General features: G+C 72.0%; 19 protein-coding genes. 10 read left to right on the plus strand and 9 right to left on the minus strand.

Annotated features, from left to right (window positions below; all coding sequences use genetic code 11):
- Positions 1-15 precede the first annotated feature (15 nt).
- On the minus strand, positions 16-564 hold the full coding sequence (locus WME82_RS28810; protein WP_437739717.1) for an ester cyclase: 549 nt from the start codon (positions 562-564) through the stop codon (positions 16-18).
- Between the two features lie 240 nt (positions 565-804).
- Between WME82_RS28810 and WME82_RS28815 the strand changes: the two genes are divergently transcribed.
- Positions 805-1,767 (plus strand): LysR family transcriptional regulator, encoded by a 963-nt coding sequence (locus WME82_RS28815; RefSeq protein ID WP_437739718.1) that lies wholly within the window; start codon positions 805-807, stop codon positions 1,765-1,767.
- A 64-nt stretch (positions 1,768-1,831) separates the two neighbouring features.
- On the opposite strand, the gene WME82_RS28820 is transcribed toward WME82_RS28815, so the two are convergent.
- Positions 1,832-2,401, minus strand: a complete 570-nt coding sequence (locus tag WME82_RS28820) for a hypothetical protein (protein ID WP_438037917.1) — start codon at positions 2,399-2,401, stop codon at positions 1,832-1,834.
- Positions 2,402-2,661: 260 nt separating this feature from the next.
- Here WME82_RS28820 and WME82_RS28825 point away from each other — a divergent pair, with 260 nt between their 5' ends.
- Positions 2,662-3,633, plus strand: a complete 972-nt coding sequence (locus tag WME82_RS28825) for an aldo/keto reductase (RefSeq protein WP_437739720.1) — start codon at positions 2,662-2,664, stop codon at positions 3,631-3,633.
- Between the two features lie 152 nt (positions 3,634-3,785).
- Positions 3,786-4,748: an MBL fold metallo-hydrolase gene (locus WME82_RS28830; protein WP_438037918.1), complete on the plus strand. Its 963-nt coding sequence runs from the start codon at positions 3,786-3,788 to the stop codon at positions 4,746-4,748.
- Positions 4,749-5,012: 264 nt separating this feature from the next.
- Here the strand turns inward: WME82_RS28830 and WME82_RS28835 are convergent, their stop codons facing one another.
- The 4 genes from WME82_RS28835 to miaB form a co-directional block, all read right to left on the minus strand.
- Positions 5,013-6,389 carry a VanW family protein gene (locus WME82_RS28835; protein ID WP_438037919.1) on the minus strand — a complete coding sequence of 459 codons (1,377 nt, stop codon included), beginning with the start codon at positions 6,387-6,389 and terminating at the stop codon, positions 5,013-5,015.
- Positions 6,390-6,552: 163 nt separating this feature from the next.
- The gene (thiS, locus tag WME82_RS28840; protein ID WP_437850249.1) at positions 6,553-6,753 is read right to left on the minus strand and encodes a sulfur carrier protein ThiS; all 201 of its coding nucleotides are present in this window, start codon (positions 6,751-6,753) and stop codon (positions 6,553-6,555) included.
- Positions 6,750-7,334 carry a gamma carbonic anhydrase family protein gene (locus WME82_RS28845; RefSeq protein WP_437850250.1) on the minus strand — a complete coding sequence of 195 codons (585 nt, stop codon included), beginning with the start codon at positions 7,332-7,334 and terminating at the stop codon, positions 6,750-6,752. The genes thiS and WME82_RS28845 overlap by 4 nt, the downstream gene beginning before the upstream one ends.
- Before the next feature lies 1 nt (position 7,335).
- Complete coding sequence (gene miaB, locus WME82_RS28850) at positions 7,336-8,829, minus strand: tRNA (N6-isopentenyl adenosine(37)-C2)-methylthiotransferase MiaB (protein ID WP_438037920.1); 1,494 nt, start codon at positions 8,827-8,829, stop codon at positions 7,336-7,338.
- A gap of 252 nt (positions 8,830-9,081) precedes the next feature.
- On the opposite strand from miaB, the gene WME82_RS28855 reads away from it, so the two are divergent.
- The 3 genes from WME82_RS28855 (at position 9,082) to WME82_RS28865 (ending at position 12,815) form a co-directional block, all read left to right on the plus strand.
- Positions 9,082-10,926 (plus strand): AMP-dependent synthetase/ligase, encoded by a 1,845-nt coding sequence (locus tag WME82_RS28855; RefSeq protein ID WP_438037921.1) that lies wholly within the window; start codon positions 9,082-9,084, stop codon positions 10,924-10,926.
- Positions 10,927-11,082: 156 nt separating this feature from the next.
- A complete protein-coding gene (gene pip / locus WME82_RS28860; RefSeq protein WP_438037922.1) occupies positions 11,083-12,045 on the plus strand; it encodes a prolyl aminopeptidase in 963 nt (320 codons plus the stop codon).
- A 269-nt stretch (positions 12,046-12,314) separates the two neighbouring features.
- Entirely contained in the window at positions 12,315-12,815 is a 501-nt protein-coding gene (locus tag WME82_RS28865) for a host attachment protein (protein WP_437739727.1), read from the plus strand.
- Here WME82_RS28865 and WME82_RS28870 read toward each other — a convergent pair.
- Positions 12,781-14,277 carry an OmpP1/FadL family transporter gene (locus WME82_RS28870; RefSeq protein WP_437850253.1) on the minus strand — a complete coding sequence of 499 codons (1,497 nt, stop codon included), beginning with the start codon at positions 14,275-14,277 and terminating at the stop codon, positions 12,781-12,783. The two genes, WME82_RS28865 and WME82_RS28870, sit on opposite strands and share 35 nt — an antisense overlap.
- 5 nt (positions 14,278-14,282) lie before the next feature.
- The gene (locus WME82_RS28875) at positions 14,283-18,152 is read right to left on the minus strand and encodes a hypothetical protein (protein ID WP_438037923.1); all 3,870 of its coding nucleotides are present in this window, start codon (positions 18,150-18,152) and stop codon (positions 14,283-14,285) included.
- Between the two features lie 166 nt (positions 18,153-18,318).
- Here WME82_RS28875 and glmU point away from each other — a divergent pair, with 166 nt between their 5' ends.
- From glmU to WME82_RS28895, 4 genes are all read left to right on the plus strand, one after another.
- Entirely contained in the window at positions 18,319-19,740 is a 1,422-nt protein-coding gene (glmU, locus tag WME82_RS28880; protein WP_438037924.1) for a bifunctional UDP-N-acetylglucosamine diphosphorylase/glucosamine-1-phosphate N-acetyltransferase GlmU, read from the plus strand.
- Between the two features lie 298 nt (positions 19,741-20,038).
- Positions 20,039-20,218 (plus strand): FmdB family zinc ribbon protein, encoded by a 180-nt coding sequence (locus WME82_RS28885; RefSeq protein ID WP_438037925.1) that lies wholly within the window; start codon positions 20,039-20,041, stop codon positions 20,216-20,218.
- A gap of 18 nt (positions 20,219-20,236) precedes the next feature.
- Positions 20,237-20,620: an encapsulin-associated ferritin-like protein gene (locus tag WME82_RS28890; protein ID WP_438037926.1), complete on the plus strand. Its 384-nt coding sequence runs from the start codon at positions 20,237-20,239 to the stop codon at positions 20,618-20,620.
- A 2-nt stretch (positions 20,621-20,622) separates the two neighbouring features.
- Positions 20,623-21,426, plus strand: coding sequence for a family 1 encapsulin nanocompartment shell protein (locus WME82_RS28895; protein ID WP_437911694.1), 804 nt, complete (start codon positions 20,623-20,625; stop codon positions 21,424-21,426).
- 14 nt (positions 21,427-21,440) lie between these two features.
- On the opposite strand, the gene ribA is transcribed toward WME82_RS28895, so the two are convergent.
- Positions 21,441-22,118: a GTP cyclohydrolase II gene (gene ribA / locus WME82_RS28900; RefSeq protein ID WP_012237912.1), complete on the minus strand. Its 678-nt coding sequence runs from the start codon at positions 22,116-22,118 to the stop codon at positions 21,441-21,443.
- Positions 22,119-22,410 lie beyond the last annotated feature (292 nt).

The raw sequence follows: 22,410 nt of genomic DNA on the forward strand, positions 1-22,410 counted from the left end.
GCCCCCCGTCGGCGGTCACTGCGCCACGACGCCGAGCTGCTGGAACAGCGTCAGGTTGTCCTCGATGTGCCAGTTGTCGGTGATGCGACCGTCCTGCACGCGCAGGATGTCCGTGGCGATGAAGTCCACGGCCTGCCCGGCGCCCTTCCTGTCGCCGAAGGCGCCGGTGAAGCGGCCTCGAAAGCGCAGGTGCGCCACCACGCGATCGCCGGCGACGATCAGCTGCTCCACCTCGCAGCTCAGGTCCGGCACCGCGGCGCGGAAGCTCTTCGACGCGAACGCCGGGCCCTCGGGGCCCTGCGGGCGCCCCTCGGGCAAGGTGCGGTCGGTGAACGTCGGCGCGATCGCCGCGTCGAGGTAGCGCGTGTCGCCGGTGCCCCAGAACGCGTAAAAGCGGCGCGCAGCGAGGATCTCCGCGTCCGCCTGCGCCCTGGGCAGGCTCGCGTCGACGACCATCGACCGCGGCGAGGGCAGGTCCTCCGCGCCGGCGCCCTGCACGTAGCAGGCGCTCGCGGCGGCGAAGAGCGAGAGGGAGAGGGCGCTCATCAACAAGGGCTTTCTCATGACGTGTCTCCTTCGAACGGCGATCTCGGACAGCCGGTCAGCGCGCACGCGCCGACCGGAGGCGCCGCCGGCACGGCGGGGCGCAGCGTCGAGCGCGGCGGGCCGTGGACGGCGACAGGGACACCTTGATCCTTTCCTCCACGAAGGAGAACGAGCGCATTGGCCGAACCAGCTTTTCGAAAAAGTTGAAGATGTTCGCCGGCGCGCCTACCCTGCCCGGGTTCGCCGAGGGCGCGCGTGATGGTCGAGCTCGAGGACATGCAGCTGTTCGTGTGCGCGGTCGCGAGCGGCAGCCTGTCGGCGGCGGGGCGCGAGCTCGGGTTCTCGCCGGCGGTGGCGAGCAAGCGCATGACGCGGCTGGAGGCGGCGCTCGGCGTGCGCCTCCTCCAGCGCAGCTCGCGGCGGCTCACGCTGACCAGCGAGGGCGCGACCTACCACGAGCGCTGCATGTCCATCCTCGCCGACGTGAGCGAGGCCGAGCTCGCGGTGACCGCCGGAAAGGCCGAGGCGCGCGGCGTCCTGCGCGTGTCGGCGCCGGTGGATCTCGGCCGCCAGTGGGTGGGGCCGGCCGCGGCCGACTTCGCGGCGGCGCACCCGCGGCTCAGCGTGCGCGTCAGCCTGTCGGACCGCGTGGTGGACCTGTTCGAGGCCGGCGTCGACGTGGCCGTGCGCATCGGCGCGCTGGCCGACTCCCGCCTCGTATCGCGCCGGCTGGCCCGGAGCCGCCGCGTGGTCTGCGGCGCGCCGGCCTACCTGTCGCGGCGCGGGCGGCCGCGCACGATCGCGGACCTGGCCGACCACGAGTGCATCGTGCTGCAGCGCCCGGGCATGCGCGCCCTCTCGTGGACCTTCCGCACCGAGCAGGGGCTGCACACCGTCCGGCCCTCCGGACGGCTCGTGGCCGACAGCGGCGACCTGGTGCGCGACTGGGCCGTCGCCGGCCATGGCCTCGCCTTCAAGTCGATCTGGGACGTCGCCGCCGACATCGACGCCGGGCGCCTCGTCCCGCTGCTCACCGACCTGCCCGCGCCGGGCTCGGCCGTGAACGTCATCTACCCGAGCCGGCGCTTCCTGCCCGCGAGGGCGCGGCTGTTCGTCGACTTCCTCCAGCAGCGCTTCGCCGCGCACGAGGCCGCGGTGCTGGCCGCCTCGATGCCGCGCGCGGAGCCGCCGTCATCGCCTCGTGGCAAGCCGCGCGCCTGAGGAGCACCCCCGCGGCGGGCAAGGGGGGGCCGCTGCCGGCCGCTGCCGACACGAGCGGCGCGCTTCAGGCGTCGGCCTGCGGGCCAGCGCCGATCGCCGACAGGAACTGCTCTCTCTCCTCGTCCGTCGGGCGCCGGCCCGAGAGGTAGCGCCGCTGGTGCGCGCGGGCCGCCGCCAGCGACGCCTGATTCAGGACGATGATCGGCACCTTGGGCGCATACAGGCTCGTCACCTCGATCAGCGTCGTGCCGCCAGAGCCCGGCGAGAAGCGGTAAGTCCCGAGCCCCCGCGTCCACAGCACGTTCTCCTCGAACGCATCCACGACGATGACGCAGACCTCGGGCGAGACGCGCTCCGCGGAGAAGCGCAACGTCTGCGTGAAATGCCCGACGCCCGGGAGAGGCACGCTCATCCGGACGACGAAGCGCGGCTCACGGTACGATCCCGACTGCATCTCGCACCCGGTCCCGGGGAAGAGCTCCCGCGCGCAGCCGTGCTGATCCCACCACATGGCGGCGCCGTCGAGCGGGTTGATGTTCCCGATATCGATGACGAACCGGACGCCGCGCATGCCCCGCGCCTCGTCGTGGACGCTCTCGGCATGCGCGATCTCCGTGTCTTCCTGCTGCCACATGGTCGTCTCCTCGCCCCGGCGAGCGAGCATAAGTGAAGCACCGTTGCGCATCAAGGAAGCGGCCCTCCACGCTGGATCCGCGCCGCCGCCACGCCGCGACAAGGTGTCCGGCGCGGCGCGCGGCGCCTGTCGCGCGCCACACGCCGCGCGCCGCCGCCCGCCGGGCCGGCTCATGACGGCGCGACTCCGGCGAAACCCTACGACGCGTTCCGCCCTGGGGCGTGGACGGCCCGCGGAGCGCGTTGCTACCCTCCGGCGCCATGGACTACCGCAATCTCGGACGCACCGGCCTGAAGGTCAGCCCCCTCTGCCTCGGCACGATGAACTTCGGCCCGGAGACCAGCGAGCCCGACAGCTTCGCCATCATGGACCGAGCGCTCGGACACGGGATCAACTTCTTCGACACAGCCAACGTCTACGGGCGAAAGCGCGGAGAGGGGATCACCGAGCAGATCGTCGGGCGCTGGATCGCCCAGGGCGACGGGCGCCGGGACCGCATCGTGCTCGCCACGAAGGTCTACGGCCTCATGGGCGATGGGCCGAACGACAGGAGGCTCTCGGCCTATCACATCCGGCGCGCCTGCGAGGCGAGCCTGCGCCGCCTGCAGACAGACCATATCGACCTCTACCAGATGCACCACATCGACCGTGAGACGCCCTGGGACGAGATCTGGCAGGCGATGGAGCAGCTCGTCCGCGAGGGGAAGGTCCTCTATGTCGGCAGCAGCAACTTCGCTGGATGGCAGATCGCGCAGGCGAACGGCCTCGCGGCGCAGCGGCACTTCCTCGGCCTCGTCTCGGAGCAGAGCCTGTACAACCTCAACGCGCGCACCGTCGAGCTGGAGGTCCTGCCCGCGTGCCGCGCGCTCGGCCTCGCCGTCCTGCCCTGGAGCCCGCTCGCCGGCGGGCTGCTCGGCGGCGCCCTCCAGAAGGCGCGCGAGGGCCGGCGCTCTTCGGCCGACGCGCAGGCGCGCATCGAGAAGAACCGCGCCAAGCTGGAGGCGTACGAGGCGTTCTGCGCCGAGATCGGAGAGCGGCCCGCCGACGTGGCTGTGGCCTGGCTGCTCCGGAACCCCGTCGTGACGTCGCCCATCCTCGGCCCGCGCACCGCCGAGCAGCTCGACGGGAGCCTGCGCGCCCTCGAGATCACGCTGACGCCGGAGCACCTCGGGCGGCTCGACGCGATGTTCCCCGGCCCCGGCGGCGAGGCGCCGGAGGCCTACGCGTGGTGACGACGACCGCGACCGCCTCCTGACCAATCCCCCGGGCCCCCTCGCTCACGGCGGCGTGCGGGGGTTGATTTCGATTCCATGGCGGCCAGCGGATGGCCTACCTTCGAGGCTCGGAGAAGCGCCGGGCGGCGCCCGGGAACGAGGGAGTGGCCATGAGCCGATGGCGGTATGAACGAGGGCTGGAGGACATCGGCAATGGCTGCTTTGCCTATCTCCAGCCGGCCGGAACCTGGGGCCTCAGCAACGCGGGGCTCGTCACCTCGGACGGCGAGGCCCTGCTCGTCGACACGCTCTTCGACCTGAAGCGCACGCGCGAGATGCTCGACGCCATGCGCGCGGCGGCCCCCGCCGCGGCGCGGATAGGCACCGTCGTGAACACCCACGCGAACGGCGACCATTGCTACGGCAACGCGCTCGTCGAGGGCGCGACCCTCATCGCCACGCGCGCCGGCGCCGCCGAGATGGACGAGGTCCCCGCGCCGATGCTGGCCATGCTGATGCGACAGGCGCGCAGCGGCGCCGCGGGCGCGCTGGGCGAGTACCTCGTCCACTGCTTCGGCGCCTTCGACTTCGACGGGATCGCCCCCACGCCGCCGACCCGGGTGTTCGACGGGGAGCTGACCGTCGCGGTCGGGGGCAAGGAGGTCCGCCTCATCGAGGTGGGCCCCTCGCACACGAAGGGCGATCTGCTGGTGCACGTGCCGGCGGACCGGGTGATCTACACGGGAGACGTCCTCTTCATCGACGCGACGCCGATCATGTGGGCAGGGCCCGTCGGCAACTGGCTCAAGGCCTGCGACATCCTCCTCGCGGCCGACGTCGACGTCATCGTGCCCGGGCATGGCCCCATCACGGATCGCGCGGGAGTGCGCGCGGTCCGCGACTATCTCGTGTACATCCGCGACGAGGCCCGGCGCCGCTACGACGCCGGCATGCCCCCGGCGGACGCCGCCCGCGACATCGCGCTCGCCGACTACGCGAGCTGGAGCGACGCCGAGCGCATCGTGGTCAACGTGCACACGCTCTACCGCGAGTTCAGCGGCGGGAAGCTCCCCTCGCCGGGCCCGATCGAGCTCTTCGGCCTCATGGCCGAGCTCGCGCGCCGGCCGCGTTGAGCGAGCCAGAAGAAGATGACGATCATCATGAGTCTGTCGTCGCGAGCAGCGAAGTTAAGCTAAGCGAAGATCACGCCCGTCGTCGTCCCTGGCAGCAGGCGATCCTCGGCGCATCGGCCGCGCACAGAGGGGCGCCGCCCGCCGCCATGGACACAGAGTTTCCCCTGAGGACGATTCCTGGTCAAGCGACGCCAGGGGCGCGCGGACAGCCAATGTCCTTGCCGTCGCGCCGGCGTTCGAGGGGTCCGGCGCCCTCGAACGGGCTCACATCGAGTAGGCGCCGCCCTGCCCCGCCGCAGCGGGGGCCTCGGCGGGGGACTCCCCCTCGCGGAGCTCTTCCACCGCCTTCGCGTGCTCGGAGAGCGCCGGCAGCGCCTGCGGGTCATAGTCGGGCGCGACCCAGAACACCTCTGGCGCGGGCCTGTACTCGCTCGAATAGCTGCGCTCCGAGGCCCTGCCGTCCTTGTAACGGACGGTGACAAAGGACCTCACGTCGTAGCCGCACGAGCCCTTCTGGTGGCGCTTCACCTTGCCCTCGGCGAGCTCGGACTTCACGTAGATGCGCCGGATGAAATCGTCGGTGTGCTCCGCCGAGACGTGGTGTTCGACCTCCGCCACGGGGTCTCCGCCCAGGATCTCGACGCGGAGCACCGTCGGCTCGGGGAGATACGCGTGGATCATGATCGGGAACGGGAGCGTGTTCTTGATCTTCAGGTCCGACTCCGGGTAGGTCACCATCGCGTCGAGCCCCATGGGGATGTAGGCGCTCGGGCGGGAGTGGCTCTGGCGGTCCGGCGTGTCGAGCGCGCCGAAGAGCGACGCGGCGTAGAGCGTGCTCGAGACCTGACACGTCCCCCCGCCGTAGCCGGGGACGGTCTCGTCCCCCAGGATCTCCGGGGCGATCGTGAACCCGTTCTTGGCCGTCCGGGGGCCGACATGGGCGTTGAACGAGAAGGTATCGCCCGGGGCCAGGATGGTGCCGTCGATCTTGGAGGCGGCGTTCCTGATGTTGCGGGCGCGCCCCGCCTCCTTGCCGTGCTGCTTGAACTTCGTCTCGTAGGCCGCGACGACCCTGGTGACGTCGACGCTCACCAGGTCGGCGACGACGACCTGCGGCAAGATCTGCCGGACGGCGAGCTCGATGAGCTCCTCGTCGCCGTGCTCCCCGGCCCGCAGCGCCGCGAGGGAGGCGTCGACATCGAGCGCCCGGCCGGCCTGCTCCGGGATCTTGCGCCGGTTCGCGAGGTCGAGCCGCGCGTCCACGGGCGCCCGGTAGATCTGCGGAGCGAGCTGCTCGAGGAACACCCGCGCCCGCGGCTCATCGACGGCCCAGGCGAGCGGCACGTCGATCTCGCCGCGCCGCGCCCCTCGGGCCTCGCGGAGCCGCCGCGCCCAGGGCCCCTCGTGCCCGACGCGCTGCGCCGCCGCGAGCGTCTCGTCGACGTCGACCTCGACGCCCGCCTCACGGAGGGTGGCGGTGAGCTCCACGTCGTCGTGGCGCAGCCGGACCACGCGCTCGCGAAGCGCGTCACGCCGCGCCGCGAGCCAGGCCGCCGGCGCGGCGCCGTCCGGCAGGAAGCGCTCGCCGACCGAGAGGCCGCGGACCACCGGAGAGGCCGGCAACACATGGCGCACCCCCATGGCGGCACCCACGCCGGCCGACCCGCCGAGCGCCAAGACCAGAACGAGGGCCCTCGTATCCACGGCAGCTCGCCATGGTAGCCGGATCGCGGACGATCTGGAAGATCGCTAGACCGTTGAGAAGAGAAAAAACCGTCAGAACGCCAAGATCGCCGAGGCGATCTCAGCCGCCGCCGACGAAATGGACGATCTCGATCACGTCCCCCTCGGCGAGCTCGGCGGCCGTGTGCTCGGCGCGTGGCACCACCTCGCCGTTGCGCTCCACCGCCACCGGCCCCTCGGTCAGCCCGAGCAGCTCGACGAGCCTCCGCACCGTGAGCGCCGCCGGCACGTCGCGCGCTTCCCCGTTCACCGTGATGTTCATGGCTTCCTCACCTCTCGCATCACCAAGCGCGCCGCGACCTCCGGCGGCTCGACGGCCTCCCCGGCGAGCGCCGCCCGGAAGCGCCGCGCGTTCTCCACGTAGCCCGCGGCGCCCAGCTTCCCGAGCTCGGCCTGGTCCGGCCGCACCTCGCCCACCACCCGGGCCGGGTTGCCGCGCACCATCGAGCGCGGCGGGATCACCCGCCCCGGCGGCACCACCGCGCCCGCCGCGATCACCGAGCGCTCGCCGATCTCGACGTTGTCGAGCACGATGCTGCCCATCCCGATCAGGCACCCGTCCCCGACGCGGCAGCCGTGGAGGATCGCGCTGTGCCCGATGGTCACGTCGGCGCCGACGATCGTCTGCGAGACGCCGCCCGTCAGGTGCAGGCACGCGAGATCCTGCACGTTGGTCCGCGGGCCGACGCGGATCGCGCCGATGTCCCCGCGCAGCACCGCGCCGAACCACACGCTCGCCTCGTCGCCGAGCTCGACGTCGCCGATCACCGTCGCGTTCGGCGCGAGGAACACGTCGCGCCCGAGCCGCGGGGACACCCCGCCGAGGTCGAGGACGAGCGCCACCTCAGCCGCCCTCGGCGGCGACCACCGGCAGCGAGCGCCGGGCGGGCCGCGGCTCCAGGCCGCCCCGCTGCCGCGGCCGGGCCGCGGCGCGCGCCGCCTCGGTGAGCTCGGCCTGCAGCGAGTGCTTGTTCGCCCGCGCGATCGAGACCTCGACGACCTCGCCGAGCAGATCGAGCTCCCCGGCGCCGTCGATGTGCGCAATCTCGTGGCGCCCCGTCCGGCCGGACCAGAGCGCGCCGCCGGCTCCGCCGTGACCGCGCTCCTTGTCGCGCCCCTCGACGAGCACCTCCTGCGTCGTCCCCACGAGGGCCGACAGGTGGGCGGCGAGCAGCGCCTCGCTCTGCTCGAACAGGCGCGCGAGCCGCTCGCCCTTCACGCCCTCGGGCACGTCGTCCGGCAGCTTCAGCGCGGGCGTGTGCGGCCGGCGCGAGTACTTGAAGCCGAACAGCCCCTTGAACCCGACCTCGCGCACGAGCGACAGCGTCGCCGCGAAGTCGTCCTCCGTCTCGCCCGGGAAGCCGACGATGATGTCGGTCGAGAGCGTCAGGCCCGGGACCGCCTCGACGAGCGCCCGCGTCCGCGCGACGTACTCGGCGCGCGTGTAGCGGCGGATCATCCGCCGGAGGACCCGATCGCTGCCCGACTGCACCGGCATGTGCACGTGGCGCGGCAGCACCGGGAGCTCGGCGTGGGCGAGGACGAGCGAGGGCGTGAGGTGCCGCGGGTGCGGGCTCGTGTAGCGCAGGCGCGCGAGGCCGGGGACGTCGGCCGCGACGCGCCGGAGCAGCGCCGCGAACTCGCTCTCGTCCGGGTCGTCCGCGCTCGCGCCCGGGGCCCGCGGCAGCGCGCCGAGCGGGTCGCGGTAGCTGTTCACCGTCTGGCCGAGCAGCGTGACCTCGCGCGTCCCCGCGGCCACGAGCGCCGCGATCTCGGCGACGATCTCGTCGCTCGGCCGGTACCGCTCCGGCCCGCGGGTGTGGGGGACGATGCAGAACGAGCAGCGCTCGTCGCAGCCCTTCATGACGGTCACGAACGCCGTCGGCGCGGCGCGCGGCGAGGAGGAGGAGGGCGACGGCGGCGACGCGACGAGGAACCGGGGCGCGTCGAGGTCGAACACCGTGCGCGCGATCGGCAGCCCACCGATCGCGAGGTCGCCGAGCAGGCCGGGCAGCTCCGGGATGTTGTCGGGCCCCACCACGACGTCGATCGCGCGCATCTGCTTGAGGAGGCGCTCCCCCTCCTGCTGCGCCACGCAGCCCGCCACGACGAGCACCCGGTCCGCGCGCTCCCGCTTCCAGCGCGCGAGCCGCCCCACCTCGCTCCGCAGCTTCTGCTCGGCCTTCTCGCGCACGCTGCACGTGTTGAGCACGAGCACGTCCGCCTCGTCGGCGCTGCCGGCCTCCGTGTAGCCGGCGCAACGGAGCACGTCGTGCATCCGCTCGGAGTCGTGCACGTTCATCTGGCAGCCGAACGTCGTGATGGAATACCGGGGCATCGAGGCGATGAACGCTCTAACAGAAGGGGCCCGAGGCCGCCACCTCGCGCGCCAGGAGCCCCGACGCCGCGCGCCGCGCGAGCGCTCCCGCTCCCCCCATCGTCAACCCCGCGCGGGCACCGCCGACCCCGCGCCGATCGACGCGCGCGGGGCCGCTCCAGCGTCGGCGCGACAACATCCGGCGCCACGTGCCGCCAAAAGGACACTGACGCGGCGCAGTACCATGTTAACAATCGGGTCGGGAGGTGACCGATGGCGAAACTGGAGAACCTGGTAGACCTGCTCGATCGCGCGCTGAAGCTTCATGGCCACCGGCCGCTGTTCGGCACGAAGACCGATGGCCGCTGGGACTGGATCACGTATGCGGAGTTCGGGCAGCTCGTCGCCAGGTTCCGCGGTGGGCTGGCGTCGCTCGGCATCCAGCGGGGGGATCGGGTGGCCCTCATCTCCAACAACCGCGTCGAGTGGGCGGTGTCGGCTTACGCCTGCTTCAGCATGGGAGTCGCCGTCGTGCCGATGTACGAGGCGCAGCTCCCGAGCGAGTGGGCGTTCATCATCAACGATTGCGAGGCCGTGGCCGCGATCGTCGCCACGCCGCAGATCTACGGTAAATGCAAGGATCTCGCCGAGAAGGCGCCCTCGCTGAAGCACGTTGTCTGTCTGTTCGACCCCGACGGGGCGAGGGACGGCGTCCCCGGGGCGAAGACCAGCTCGTACAAGGAGCTCCTCGCCGCGGGCGAGAGGAGCCCGGCCCCGGTCATCCAGCCGACATCGAAGGACACGGCGTGCCTCATCTACACGTCGGGCACGACCGGCAACCCCAAGGGGGTGATCCTGTCGCACGGCAACATCGCCTCCAACGTCTGCGCGGTGCTGGATCTCATCCCCTTCGGCGGCGGCGATCGGAGCCTGTCGTTCCTACCTTGGGCCCATTCGTTCGGCCACACCGGCGAGCTCCACGTGATGATCACGGTGGGCGCGTCGATGGCGCTGAGCGAGTCGGTCGACAAGATCCTCGCGAACCTCGGCGAGGTGCGCCCCACCGTGCTGATGAGCGTCCCGCGGATCTTCAACCGCATCTACGAGGGCGTGCAGAAGAAGATGGCGGGGAAGCCCGCCGTCATCCAGGCCCTCTTCCGCGCCGGGATGCGCGCCGCGACGAAGAAGCAGAAGGGCGAGCCCCTCGGCCTCGTCGAGCGGCTCGCGCTCGTCGCGGCGGACCGCGTCATCTTCTCGAAGATACGCGCCAGTATCGGCGGCAAGCTGAAGTACGCCATCAGCGGCGGGGCGGCGCTCGCCTATCAGGTGGCCGAGTTCGTCGACGCGCTCGGCATCACCGTCTACGAGGGCTACGGCCTCACGGAGACATCGCCCGTCGCCACCGTGAACTACCCGGGGGCCCGCCGTCTCGGCAGCGTGGGCAAGCCGATCCCGGGCGTGAAGATCGTCATCGACAGGTCGGAGACGCACGATCCGAAGCAGGGAGAGATCGTCGTCTACGGCCCGAACGTCATGGTGGGCTATTACAAGCGCGACGAGGAGAACAAAGCCGTCTTCACGGAGGATGGCGGCTTCCGCACAGGCGATCTGGGCTACCTCGACGACGACGGCTACCTCTTCGTCACGGGCCGCATCAAGGAGCAGTACAAGCTGGAGAACGGCAAGTACGTCGCGCCGGCCCCGCTCGAGGAGAAGATCAAGCTGTCTCCGCTGATCAACGGCGCGATGATCTACGGCGACAACCGCCCCTTCAACGTGGCGGTGATCGCGCCCGAGATGGCGGCGCTCACGGAATGGGCGCGGGCCGAGGGGCTCTCGTTCGAGTCGACGGAGGCGATGCTGAAGCACCCGCGGGTGGTCGCGCACGTCCAGGCGGAGGTCGACAGGTACGCGTCTGATTTCAAGTCCTTCGAGAAGATCAAGCAGATCGCCCTCGCGGCCGAGGATTTCACGGCGGAGAACGGGATGCTCACGCCGACCCTGAAGCTGAAGCGGCGCGTGGCGCTCCAGAAGTACGGGCCCGCGCTCGAGGCGCTCTACGGCGGCGTGGGCGGCGCGGAGAAGACCGCTGCGCGCGACGCCGCGCGGCCCGGCTGAGCCTCCCGCGCCCCCCGACCGGCGGTCCCCCGCCGCTCCCCCGCCGCGACCTGCCGTCCCCCCCGTCCACGCCCTCTCCCCTCCCGACGCGCCTTCGCGTACGCTGGACACGCCGGCGCGCGCGACGCGCGACGTCGACCGACGAACGGGAGCGGCATGACGACGACAGGCACCCGGAGGCGAACGCTGTATCCCGAGATCGAGCCGTACCGCGCCGGGAGGCTGCGCGTCTCCGATCTTCACGAGATCTATTTCGAGGAGTCGGGCAATCCGCGCGGCAAACCGGTGGTCTTCGTGCACGGCGGCCCCGGGGGCGGCACGGAGCCGAAGCAGCGGCGCTTCTTCGACCCGGCCGCCTACCGGATCGTGCTCCTCGACCAGCGGGGCTGCGGCAGGAGCACGCCGTACGCGTGCCTGGAGGAGAACACCACCTGGCACCTCGTCGAGGACATGGAGAAGCTCCGCGAGCACCTCGGGATCGAGCGCTGGCAGGTGTTCGGCGGCTCGTGGGGGAGCACGCTGTCGCTGGCCTACGCCGAGCGGCACCCGGAGCGGGTGACGGAGCTCGTGCTGCGCGGCATCTTCCTCCTGCGGAAGCAGGAGCTCGACTGGTTCTATCAGCGGGGCGCGAGCGCCATCTTCCCCGACGCGTGGGAGGAGTACCTCGCGTTCATCCCCGAGCCCGAGCGGGACGACCTGCTCACGGCGTACCACCGGCGCCTCACGAGCCCGGACCCCGGGTTGCAGCAGCGGGCGGCGCGCGCGTGGAGCGTCTGGGAGGGGCGGACGAGCTGCCTGTTCACGAACCATGAGCTCGTCGCGAAGACGTCAGGTGATGAGTTCGCCCTCGCGTTCGCCCGGATCGAGTGCCACTATTTCATGAACAAGGGGTTCTTCACGACGGAGACGCAGCTGCTCGACGACGTGCACCGGATCCGCCATATCCCGACCGTCATCGTGCAGGGCCGCTACGATGTGGTCTGTCCGCCGGAGAGCGCGTGGGCGCTCCACCGCGCGTTCCCCGAGTCCGATCTGCGCATCGTGGCGGACGCAGGGCACTCGGCGATGGAGCCGGGCATCCTGCACGAGCTGGTCGAGGCGACCGACCGGTTCCGTTGACCCGCGGTCAACGAGCGCGGCCGAGCTCGCTGGACATACCCGGTACACCAAACACTGTATTTCGCGGTCAACCACCTCCCGAGAGCCGATCGCCCCCTCTCGCTCTCCACGAATTCAGGCCGCGCGCAGGTTGTTGAGTCTGCTGGAGCCTGCCTCTCGGGGTGCGATCCGGCCGAATTACATCGGACTTGGCTCTCCGGCCGCTTGCGCCGCGTGGGGTCGGTCTTTAACGTAGACAAAGGGAATGGTTGATTCCCTCGTGGAGGCTTATGGCGAAAAAGGCAGCACGGAAGACATGGATCCTGGTCTCCGACGCAAGCCGTGCCCAGCTCTATCGTGAAGAGCCTGCGGGCAAGGGCTTCACCCTGCTCGAGTCATACAACCATGACGAGAGCCGGGCGCGCGTGCGGGATCTGATGGCCGACGCGCACGGCCGCAAGCCGAACGGCACCTCCGGTGGGAACGCCAGCCCCGGCGGCGGCCCGGGGGGTCAGTACCTCGGCCGTCCTGGTGCGGCCCCCGACACCGATCCCAAGGAGGTCGAGAAGCAGAAGTTCGCCCAGGAGCTCGCGGAGGTGCTGGAGAAGGGGCTGAACGAGCACGCCTACGAGACGCTGGTGCTCGTCGCGCCGCCGCACTTCCTCGGCCTGCTCCGCGGCACGGTGAGCAAGCAGGTCAGTAACCACATCGAGACGAGCGTGGACAAGGACCTGAGCTGGCTGGACGGCCCCCGGCTCACGGAGCGGCTGCGCGAGCTGCGGGCCGGATAACGCCGCTCCCGGCTGCCTCGAACGTGTAAGCGACGCCGAGCCCGACGACGTTCGCCCGGGCGCTGTAGGCGCCGCCGTTGATGGTGTTCGGGCTCTCCGGCGGATTGGCCCGCACCGGGCTCACCTGCGGGAGCCGCGCTTCCCTCGGATCGACCCTCACGTCCGCGGCGAACGCGTGCGCATAGCTCGCGTCGAGGCGCCACCGGCCGAGGTGGACGCCGAGGCCCGCCGCCGTCGTCAGCTTCGTCGCGTCGATCGTCAGGACCGACAGGTACCCGGGCGGGACGGCGCTCTGCTCGAGGCTCACGCCGGCGCGCAGATCCCACCGCGCGCCCGCGAGATCGAAGGAATACTCGCCCCCGAGCCTCGCCGAGAGCGAGCTCTCGAACCGCCGCGGGAACGAGACGGCTGGCACGCGGAACTCCTCCGGGAAGCCGGCGACGTTCCGGAGCACCACGCCGTCGGGCTCGACGAGGATGTCGTCGTGCATGCTCCAGCCCTCGACGCCGAGCCCGAGCTCCACGCGCAGGTCGTCCACGACCCGCGCCTCCACCCCGGCGCGGAGGATCCACGGCAGGTCGAACGCGACGTCGGCGTCCTCGCCCTCCTGGACGGCGCGCTCGAAGACGGGCGCCGCCGGGAGCCGCGCCCTGAATTTGGCCGGCGCGCGCACCCAGATGGGCAGCTGGAAGGCCAGGCCGACGCGCCAGCGCGGCGTCGGGACGAAGAGCGCCCCGAGCTGGCCGGTGGGCGCCACGATGGGCGCGACGCTGAGCTCGGAATGGATGTCCCACTCCGGATCTTCGGGCGCGCAGAACATCCGCTCCGGGAGGCACCCGGAGACCACCATCCGGCTGTTGAACGCGCCGACCAGCGCGCCGAGCCCGGCGCCGAAGCGCCATTCGGGCGACGGCGCGTACGCCGCCCCGACCCCCACGAGGGCGAGCGCGGAGCCCTCGAGCGTGAGCAGCGCGTAGCGCTGGGGCGCCGGCATGCCGTTCACCTGCTCCGGATAGCTGGAGAGGGCCGCGTACGGCGCCCACATCCCGCCCCAGACGACCCACCGCGGATCGACCTTGAACGACGCCGCCAGCGTGGGGATCGGCAGCACCGGCGCGCTGCCGGTCACCGGCGCCATCGTCTGCACGAAGCTCGCGCCCGTCGGCTCGCCGGTGTTCGGGTCGACCTGCCGTACGATCGCCTGGCGCGTGTGCCGGCTGCGCCACTCGAAGAGCCCGACGTCGAACAGGACCTGGGTGCCGGCCTCGTAGACCCCCGCGGGGTTGTAGGCGATCGCCCCGAGATCGTCGCCGCCGGCGATGTATGCCCCGCCGCGGGACGACGGGCGGACGCCGCGGTCGGTGAAGTACAGCCCGGCGGCGCCGGCGTCGCCTGCGGGCAGGAGGAGCGCCCCCGCGGCGGACGCCACGGAGAGCACGGCGCGGATCGTGGGCGTTTGCACGTGGATCACTCGTGCGGCCGGTTCTTGACGATGGCGTAGATCTGCTCGAGCCCGCGGGTCTCGTCCGTCAGGAAGTCCCTGGCCGAGACAAAAAGCTGCCGGTAGTCCTCCGCCGTCAGCGGCGCGCCGCTCCCGGCCTCGATGCGGTTCACGTCCGCGAACGCGTCGAGGAACACGTCGAGCGGCGATCGGCCGTCCGCCATCGGCGTCACCAGCGCCGGGAGCACGCGACCCATCGCGCGATACCTGTCGTAGCGATCGTCGTTGAGCGCCTTCAGCGCCTTGAGCCCCGCGTCGGCCGCGCCCGGCCCGCCGGCGCCCCCCGCCGGGGTCAGCGCGGTCGACGCGGCCTTCAGGATCCGGCGCAAGGCGTCGTCGTCGGCGAGGAGCTGGAGGCCGTCGGCGAGCGTCGTCGGCAGCACCTGGAACGGGGCGCCGGCTGCGTCCGCGTCGAGCAGGTAGGTGAGGAACCGCTCGATCTCACGCCGCGCCGGCTCGTGGGCGCGGACTGCCTCCATCACGTCGACGGCGGCGGCGAACAGCGGATGGCTCAGGAGGTCGCTCACCGTGGCGCCGAGCTCCTTCTGCGCCCAGGCGCACCGCCCCGTCGTCTCGCGATCGGGGCAGTGGGCGTTCAGCTGCTCGCGGAGGACGCGCAGGACGAGGGCGCCCATCCTCGGGAGCGCGCGGTTCTTGAACCGGGCCTCGGGCCCCGACCCCTCGACCGCGAGCAGCGCATCGACGAGCTCGTCCACGCCGCGCTTCCACTGGCCCTCTCGCTCGGCGGCGTCGGGCGCATTGCGCTGCGCGAAGCGCGCGTCGATGCCGTTCAGAGCGCCGGCGAGGAGGGTGAACACGGTGAGCTGGTCCTGGACCCGGCCATCCGCCCACGTGGCCTTCTTCTTCCCCCAGCGGTCGACCATGCCCACGCCGGCGGCGTAGCGGGTGCTGAAGAGGATGCGCGCGAGCTTCTCGATGACCTGCGCCTTCGTCAGCGGCCGATCTGCCGCGGGGCCGCGCCGCACGGTCACGGACGTGTCGCGCGCCATCCGGGCGAACGCGACCGACGACGCCAGGACGTCCTCGGCCCGGAGCGCGTCGGCCATGAGCGGCTCGTAGCTGTTGACCCCTGCCTCCGAGCAGTACGCGGTGTTGGTCTCGGGCGAGCCGGCCTTGATGCACTCCGGCCCGTGCCCCTTGCCCGGCCAGTGGCGGTACGCCGTGCTGAAGAGATCGGTCAGGATCGCCTCGCCGGTGGTGCCGTGGTCGACGTCGGCGAACGCCTTCACGATGGGGCCCAGGTACGCGGCGAGCCCGAGCTGCTCCAGGAGGTAGGTCGTCCCCGGGTGGCGCACCCGGATCAGGTTCTCCGGGGAGCTGCACTCGTTCACGCCCAGCGCGTTCCTGGGGCAATGGATCGTGCCGGCCGGCTCGAGCGTCCCCGAGATGAACAGGTTCGTCGTCAGGTTCGCGCCGGCCCGGAAAGGATCCAGGTCCGGCAGCCCCGGGAACCTGGCCGAGTCCGCCCCGAAGTAGATGAGCCGGCTGAGCGCGGCCGGCGTGGGGTGGCTCGTCAGGCCGCCGATGCCGCTGGAGTCCACCAGCACCGAGTCGGTCACGAGCATCGCCAGGGCCGAGGGCTTCACCTCGAGCTCGGCCCGCTTCGGATCCCCGTCGGGGAGGAGCGAGTCGAGGTAGAAGGCCGCCAGGTCGTCGATCTGGAACAGCTCGCACTCGGCGAACTCGACGAAAGGCACCGTGACCTCGAAGGCGCTCACCACGGCGCCCTCCTTGTTGCACTGCCTGACGCCGGCGGTGTCGTGCATGAGCTGCATCAGCCGCTCCATGCCCGAGCGGTTGTCGCCGCCCCTCGGCTTCTTCGGGTCGACCGGCGTCTTCGGGGCCGCCGTCGACGGCGCCCCGACCGTGAGGTTGATGGCCGGGCCGTTCAGGTCCGACGGGTTGTACGCGTACTGGTCGCGGGTCGTGAGCATCGCCGCGATCGCGTCGCCCGCGTGCCGCGCGCTGCCGTGCGGGGTGAGGAGCGCGCCGCCCGCGATCGCCTCGAGCAAGCGCGCCACGAGCCCCGGCTGCTCCACGGCCCCGCCGAGCGCCGCCGCGAGCTCGTCCCAGAGCGGCGCCTCGTCGTCGATCCGCGCGGGGGCCTCCTTGCCCTGGGCGGCCAGCCGGTCGTGCTCGCGGGCGACGTCCCGGATGCGCAGCGCCGCGGCGGTCATGCGCGCGAGCTCCGCCTCGCGGTTCTCGAGCAGATCGATGAGCGTGAGGAGGAGGACGTCCGAGTCCTTGTCGGCGAGCACCTGGCCGACCGCGTGCGCGAGGTCGGCGAGCGGCGAGTCCTCGCCGCGGAAGCGGCGGTACGACAGGCAGCCGTCGCACCGCTCGTCCGACGGCACGAGCCTGCCGCGGCGGACGTCGTAGCGGGCCTCCTCGCGGTCGCCGAAGAGCAGGTACGCGCCGGAGAGCGCGTACATGAGCCCTTCGTGCTCGGTCTTCCACGGCTCCGGATCGCCCTTGCCCGCGTACCGGGTCCCGTCGACGAGCGGCACGATCGACCGCAGCGCCGCGCCGAGGACGGTGCGGGAGGTGTCGACGTAGGCGTAGAGCTCCGGCGAGAGGCCCCCGAACGGGTCCCGCGGCGGCTCGGTGACGCCGGGGATGGCGAACGGCGGTTCGATCGCGAGCGGCGCGCCGGTCCGGTCCACGAACCTGCCGGACGCGTCGACGTCGGCGAGGCCGTCGCCGTCCGCGTCGGCGAACGGCGCGGGGACCCCATCCCCCTGGGGGAGGACCCACCCGCGCCCATCGCGGCGGGCGATGAAGATCGACGGCGGCGCGGCGAGCTCGGGGTGCTCCGCGAGCAGCGCCGCCTGCGCGAGCTCCAGGGCCGTGCGCGGGCGGCTCGGCTGCGCGGTGGCGGCGTCGATCGCGAGCGGCGCCCGCTCCGGCAGCGACAGCGTGGCCAGCTCCTGCTCGCCGGCGGCGAGCAGCGCCTGGAGCGCGGGCGCCCCCGGGCCGCCGGGGCCGAGCACGTCGAGCGCCGCCACGGTCATCGGGCGCAGCCCGGGGTACGCGAGCGCCGCGCCCGCCATGCCGAGCCCCACCTCCGCCGAGCGATAGCCCTGGCGCCCCCAGATGCTCGCGAGCGCACAGACGGGCGTTTCCTGCCCCTCTGCCCGGTCGCAGGCGATCGGCGCCCGCTCCCGCTGCCTCTTTTGGTCGCCCTTCTCTTCCTCCGGTCCCTCCGGCCGCGCGCTCTCCTCGCCGCCGTGGATGAGCGCGTCCAGGAGCCGGGCGATCCCCCGGGTCGACGCGGGCAGGACCGCAGGCCCCGCCGCGTCGAACGGGTTCGTCTCGTAGAGCGGCGCCAGGGTCTGCGAGAGGCTCAGGACGGCATCGTGCAGCCGGATCTTGCCGCCCCCCTCGCCGGGCGCGACGTTGTCGATCTCGATGTCCGGCACCGCGGCGTTGACGGCGTCCACGAGGGCGTTGCGCCACCGCGCCATGGCCTCCACCTTGGCCACGCCCAGCCTGCGCGCCTGCTCCGCCCGCTCGCCGGAGACCGGCGGGAGCAGCGAGACGTCGACCTCATCCTCGTACCGGCCCTCGCGGTCGTAGTGACAGACGCGCTGGTACGAGGCGCCCGTGGGGTCCTCGTGGAGGCTCGACGCGCCCACGCGGTCGCAGAGCATGCCGAAGACGTCGTCGCCCAGCCCGCCGCCCTCCGTGACCTTCGGAGGCGGCTTCCGCGTCGTGTCGAGCGGCTCGTGACACGAAGCGATCGCCCCGCCGGCCGCGATGAGCGCGACGAGCCGGAGTACGACAGCGGCCGAGGAACCCAGCGCGCGCCTGCGCATGACGACAACCTCCCCCAGTTACCCCCAGGGTAGACGATTCCACCCCAGGTGCGTAGGGGCTTGGCGCCCCTGCGGGTGTCAGGTGGGTGGCGCCGGAGCGCGCGTTCTCCAGGGTCTGCGCTGCGACGGGGACGGCGGCGGGCTCGTGGGTATACGCTGCGGAGCGATGGCGACCCAACCCACCCCGCTCACCGCTGTCGTTCTCGCTGCTGGACAAGGGACCCGGATGAAGAGCGCCCGACCGAAGGTGCTCCACGAGCTCTGCGGCCGGCCGATGCTCCATTACGTCGTCGACGCGGCGCTGGCCGCCGGCGCCTCGGACGTCGTGGTCGTCGTCGGCCACGGCCGCGAAGAGGTCTCCGCGGCCCTGGACAAGGCGTTCGGCGCCCAGGGGAAGAAGGTCCGCACCGCGCTCCAGGCCCAGCAGCGCGGCACGGGCGACGCGGTGCGCTGCGCCATGCCGCACATCGACGCGACCTCCGAGGCGGTCCTGATCCTGTGCGGCGACACGCCGCTGCTCGATCCGGAGCAGCTCACGCAGCTCCGCGGGGCGCTCGACCGCGCGGGCGACGCGCCGATCGCGATGCTCACCGCGGAGGTCTCCGATCCGACGGGGTACGGCAGGATCCTTCGCGACGCGTCGGGCCGCGTGATCGGCATCCGCGAGCACAAGGACGCGACCCCCGAGGAGCGCGCGATCACCGAGGTGAACCCCGGCGTGTACCTCGCCCGCAGCGGGTTCCTCGGGCGCGCGCTGGCCGGGCTGACGACGGACAACGCGCAGGGTGAGCTCTATCTGACCGACATCGTCGCGCAGGCGGCGAAGGCCGGCGGCGCCGCGGCGGTCGTGGCCAGGGACGTCGGCTCGCTCGTGGGCATCAACGACCGCGCGCAGCTCGCCGCCGCCGAGGAGGTGCTCCACGGCCGCATCGCCGACCGGCTGCGCAAGAGCGGCGTCACGATCCGCACGAGCGCCCGCATCGACGCAGGCGTGGCCGTCGAGCCGGACGCCGTGATCGAGCACGCCGTGGTCCTGCGGGGCCGGACGCGCGTCGGCGCGGGGGCGCGGATCGACGTGGGCTCGGTCCTCACGGACGTGGTCGTCGAGGCAGGCGCCTCGGTGAAGCCGTACACGGTCGCCTCGCAGTCGTCGATCGGCGCCGGCGCGCAGATCGGGCCGTTCTCGCACCTCCGCCCGGAGAGCCAGATCGAGGCCGACGCGCACATCGGCAACTTCGTCGAGACCAAGAAGACCGTGGTCCGGAAGGGCGCGAAGGCGAACCACCTCGCCTACCTCGGCGACGGCGACATCGGCGAGGGCGCGAACGTCGGCGCCGGGACGATCTTCTGCAACTACGACGGCTTCCGGAAGCACCGGACCGAGATCGGCGCCGGCGCCTTCATCGGCAGCGACTCGCAGATCGTCGCCCCGGTGAAGATCGGCGCCGGCGCCTACGTGGCGACGGGCACGACCGTGACCCGCGACGTGCCGGACGAGGCGCTGGCGATCGGCCGGGTGAAGCAGGAGAACAAGGAGGGCTACGCGACGCGGCTCAAGGCGCGGCTGAAGGACGCGGCGAAGAAGTAGCGGGCGCCGTGCTGTTCACGCACGGTGAGGGGCGGTAGCGAGGCGACCGGCCGGCCGGTCGAGATCACACCTTCCAGCGCCGGGAGGCACGCCGCGAGCGCATCGGCGACCCGGCCCGAGCTTCCGGCCGCGGCTGTAACTCGGCCTCCGGCAACGACCGCGCAGGTCATTTCGCGCGACGCCGGAGACACCCGTGCTCGTCCGGCTGCAACCTGGGTCGGCTCGAATCCTGGGAGGGCACGGATCTCGCCTGTGCCCGCGTATGTGATTCAATTCACATTTGCAGGACAGGAGCCCCATGCCGACGTACGAGTTCAAGTGCAACGACTGCGGCGCCGAGTTCGAGGTGGTCGCGTCGCTCTCCGAGTTCGAGCGCCTGAAGCGGGAGCGCACGGCCCAGTGCGCGGCCTGCGGCCGCTCGAACGTCGAGCCGGAGATCGTGGCGTTCCAGGTGCAAACGGCGCGAAAGAGCGCCTAGGCAGAAGGACGAAGCGGCGTGTCGAGCGAGAACTACCACGAGCTGCCGGAGCTCCTGTCGGAGGCGACCAAGGAACGGCACCGCGCGATCGTCTCGTTGATCGAGGAGCTCGAGGCGATCGACTGGTACCAGCAGCGCGCCGAGGCGTGCTCGGACGCGGAGCTCCGTGCCGTGCTGCTCCACCACCTCGAGGAGGAGGTGGAGCACGCGATGATGAACCTCGAGTGGCTCCGGCGGAATGATCACGTCTTCCAGGAGAAGATCGACATCTATCTCAACAGCCAGGGGCCGATCACCGAGGTGGAAGCGGCCGAGGAGGCGGCGAAGCTCGGCGCCACGGCGCGGACCGGCGCCATGGCGCCGAGCGGTGCGCTCGGCATCGGGAGCCTGAAGGGGGCATGATCATGGATCTTCTCAAGCGCGAGCTCGCTCCCATCCTCCCCGCCGCGTGGGACCTCATCGATCATGAGGCGACGCGCGTGCTCAAGCTGCACCTCGCCGGCCGCAAGGTCGTCGACTTCCGCGGTCCGTTCGGCTGGGAGGTCGCCGCCGTCAACACGGGGCGCCTGCGCGCGCTCGAGCGGAAGGAGGGGTCCTCGGTCAGCGCGGGCGTCCGCCTCGTGCGGCCGCTCGTCGAGTTCCGCGCGCCCATCCGCCTCGAGCTCGCCGAGCTGGACGCCGTCGGGCGCGGCGCGCAGGAGCCCAACATCGAGGACGTCGTGCGCGCCGCCGAGCACGCCGCGCGCTTCGAGGACGGCGCCATCTTCAACGGGCTCGCGGCCGCCGGGATCGAAGGGATCCTGGAGGTCGCGCCGCACAAGCCCGTGCTGATCCCCGCGCCGGAGGCGTGGCCGCGCGCCGTGGTGGAGGCGAGAGAGGTGCTCCGCGCCGCGGGCGTCGACGGTCCTTATGCGCTCGCGCTGGGCCCGAAGGCGTACGACGAGCTGGCCGCGGCCGCGGAGGACGGGTACCCGCTCCTCAAGCACATCGAGCGCCAGCTCATCGACGGGCCGATCGTGTGGGCGCCCGCGCTCGAAGGCGGCGTGCTCCTGAGCACGCGAGGCGGCGACTTCGAGCTGACCGTGGGGGAAGACCTGTCCATCGGCTACGACGGGCACGACAGACAGGTCGTCGAGCTCTTCCTCACCGAGAGCTTCACGTTCCGCGTGCTCGAGCGCGCGGCGGCCGTGGCGCTGCGGCGGGGCTGAATCAGGCCCCGCGGCTACTCGGCGTCGCCGACCGCGGCGCCCTCGCCGTCCCGCAGCGACGGGATGACGTGGCCCATCCGGAGGCGCTTCGCCTCGAGGTAGGGCGCGGAGAACGGGTTGGCCGGGACGATGGCCGCCGAGCGCGAGGCGATCCGGACGCCGAGCGCGCGGAGCGCGTCGACCTTGTCGGGATTGTTCGTGAGGAGCCGGATCGACTCGATGCCGAGGTGCTCGATCATCGCGGCCGCGGGCTCGTAGCCGCGGGCGTCGTCCGGCAGGCCGAGGATGCGGTTCGCGTCGACCGTGTCGTGGCCGAACGCCTGGAGCTGGTACGCCCGGATCTTGTTGGCGAGCCCGATGCCGCGCCCCTCCTGCCGGAGGTAGAGCACCACGCCGAGCCCGCGGCGCCCGATCTCGGCCTGGGCCGCCTCGAGCTGCTCGCGGCAGTCGCACTTGAGGGAGCCGAACACCTCGCTCGTGAGGCACTCGGAGTGGACGCGGAGGGTCACGTCCGACCGGCCGCGCACGTCGCCCATGACGAGCGCGACGTGATCGGGAGACAGCCCCTGGTCGGGGCTCGTCGTCCCACCGAAGTGGAACACCAACATCTGAAAGACGCCGTGCTTCGTGGGCACGGGCGCCTGGGCGCGAATATCGAGCTGAGGCCGGATCGCCGTCGTCGGGACGTGCATCTCGCTCTCCTGGTGGAGGAATCCTGGGTCGCCTGTCAAGCAAGGAGCGCGCCTGGGTAGCCCGCCGCCCTGCCCTTGTCCGGCCACCCCTGAAGGTGGCGTCAATCAGGTAGCGTAAGCACCCGGCAGGAACAAGGTAAGCTCTCCAAGATGTTGCTCCAAGGACATACCTGGAGCAGCCGATCGGCTGTGTGGAGCAGCCGCTCCGCTTCGTCCCCGTGCGATCGCCGGCACCGCCGGCCGTGAGCGAACTCACCAACGAGACGCCGGCGGACTGTCGGGGCGGCGAGGA

The sequence above is a fragment of the Sorangium sp. So ce128 genome (genome assembly GCF_051525245.1).
Classification (GTDB): Bacteria; Myxococcota_A; Polyangia; order Polyangiales; family Polyangiaceae; genus Sorangium; species Sorangium cellulosum_B.

Coding starts and splice junctions, on each gene's coding strand:
- WME82_RS28810 (WP_437739717.1), bottom strand. CDS start 564: ATGAGAAAGCCCTTGTTGATGAGCGCCCTCTCCCTCTCGCTCTTCGCC.
- WME82_RS28815 (WP_437739718.1), top strand. CDS start 805: ATGGTCGAGCTCGAGGACATGCAGCTGTTCGTGTGCGCGGTCGCGAGC.
- WME82_RS28820 (WP_438037917.1), bottom strand. CDS start 2,401: ATGTGGCAGCAGGAAGACACGGAGATCGCGCATGCCGAGAGCGTCCAC.
- WME82_RS28825 (WP_437739720.1), top strand. CDS start 2,662: ATGGACTACCGCAATCTCGGACGCACCGGCCTGAAGGTCAGCCCCCTC.
- WME82_RS28830 (WP_438037918.1), top strand. CDS start 3,786: ATGAGCCGATGGCGGTATGAACGAGGGCTGGAGGACATCGGCAATGGC.
- WME82_RS28835 (WP_438037919.1), bottom strand. CDS start 6,389: ATGGGGGTGCGCCATGTGTTGCCGGCCTCTCCGGTGGTCCGCGGCCTC.
- thiS (WP_437850249.1), bottom strand. CDS start 6,753: ATGAACATCACGGTGAACGGGGAAGCGCGCGACGTGCCGGCGGCGCTC.
- miaB (WP_438037920.1), bottom strand. CDS start 8,829: ATGCCCCGGTATTCCATCACGACGTTCGGCTGCCAGATGAACGTGCAC.
- WME82_RS28855 (WP_438037921.1), top strand. CDS start 9,082: ATGGCGAAACTGGAGAACCTGGTAGACCTGCTCGATCGCGCGCTGAAG.
- pip (WP_438037922.1), top strand. CDS start 11,083: ATGACGACGACAGGCACCCGGAGGCGAACGCTGTATCCCGAGATCGAG.
- WME82_RS28865 (WP_437739727.1), top strand. CDS start 12,315: ATGGCGAAAAAGGCAGCACGGAAGACATGGATCCTGGTCTCCGACGCA.
- WME82_RS28875 (WP_438037923.1), bottom strand. CDS start 18,152: ATGCGCAGGCGCGCGCTGGGTTCCTCGGCCGCTGTCGTACTCCGGCTC.
- glmU (WP_438037924.1), top strand. CDS start 18,319: ATGGCGACCCAACCCACCCCGCTCACCGCTGTCGTTCTCGCTGCTGGA.
- WME82_RS28885 (WP_438037925.1), top strand. CDS start 20,039: ATGCCGACGTACGAGTTCAAGTGCAACGACTGCGGCGCCGAGTTCGAG.
- WME82_RS28895 (WP_437911694.1), top strand. CDS start 20,623: ATGGATCTTCTCAAGCGCGAGCTCGCTCCCATCCTCCCCGCCGCGTGG.
- ribA (WP_012237912.1), bottom strand. CDS start 22,118: ATGCACGTCCCGACGACGGCGATCCGGCCTCAGCTCGATATTCGCGCC.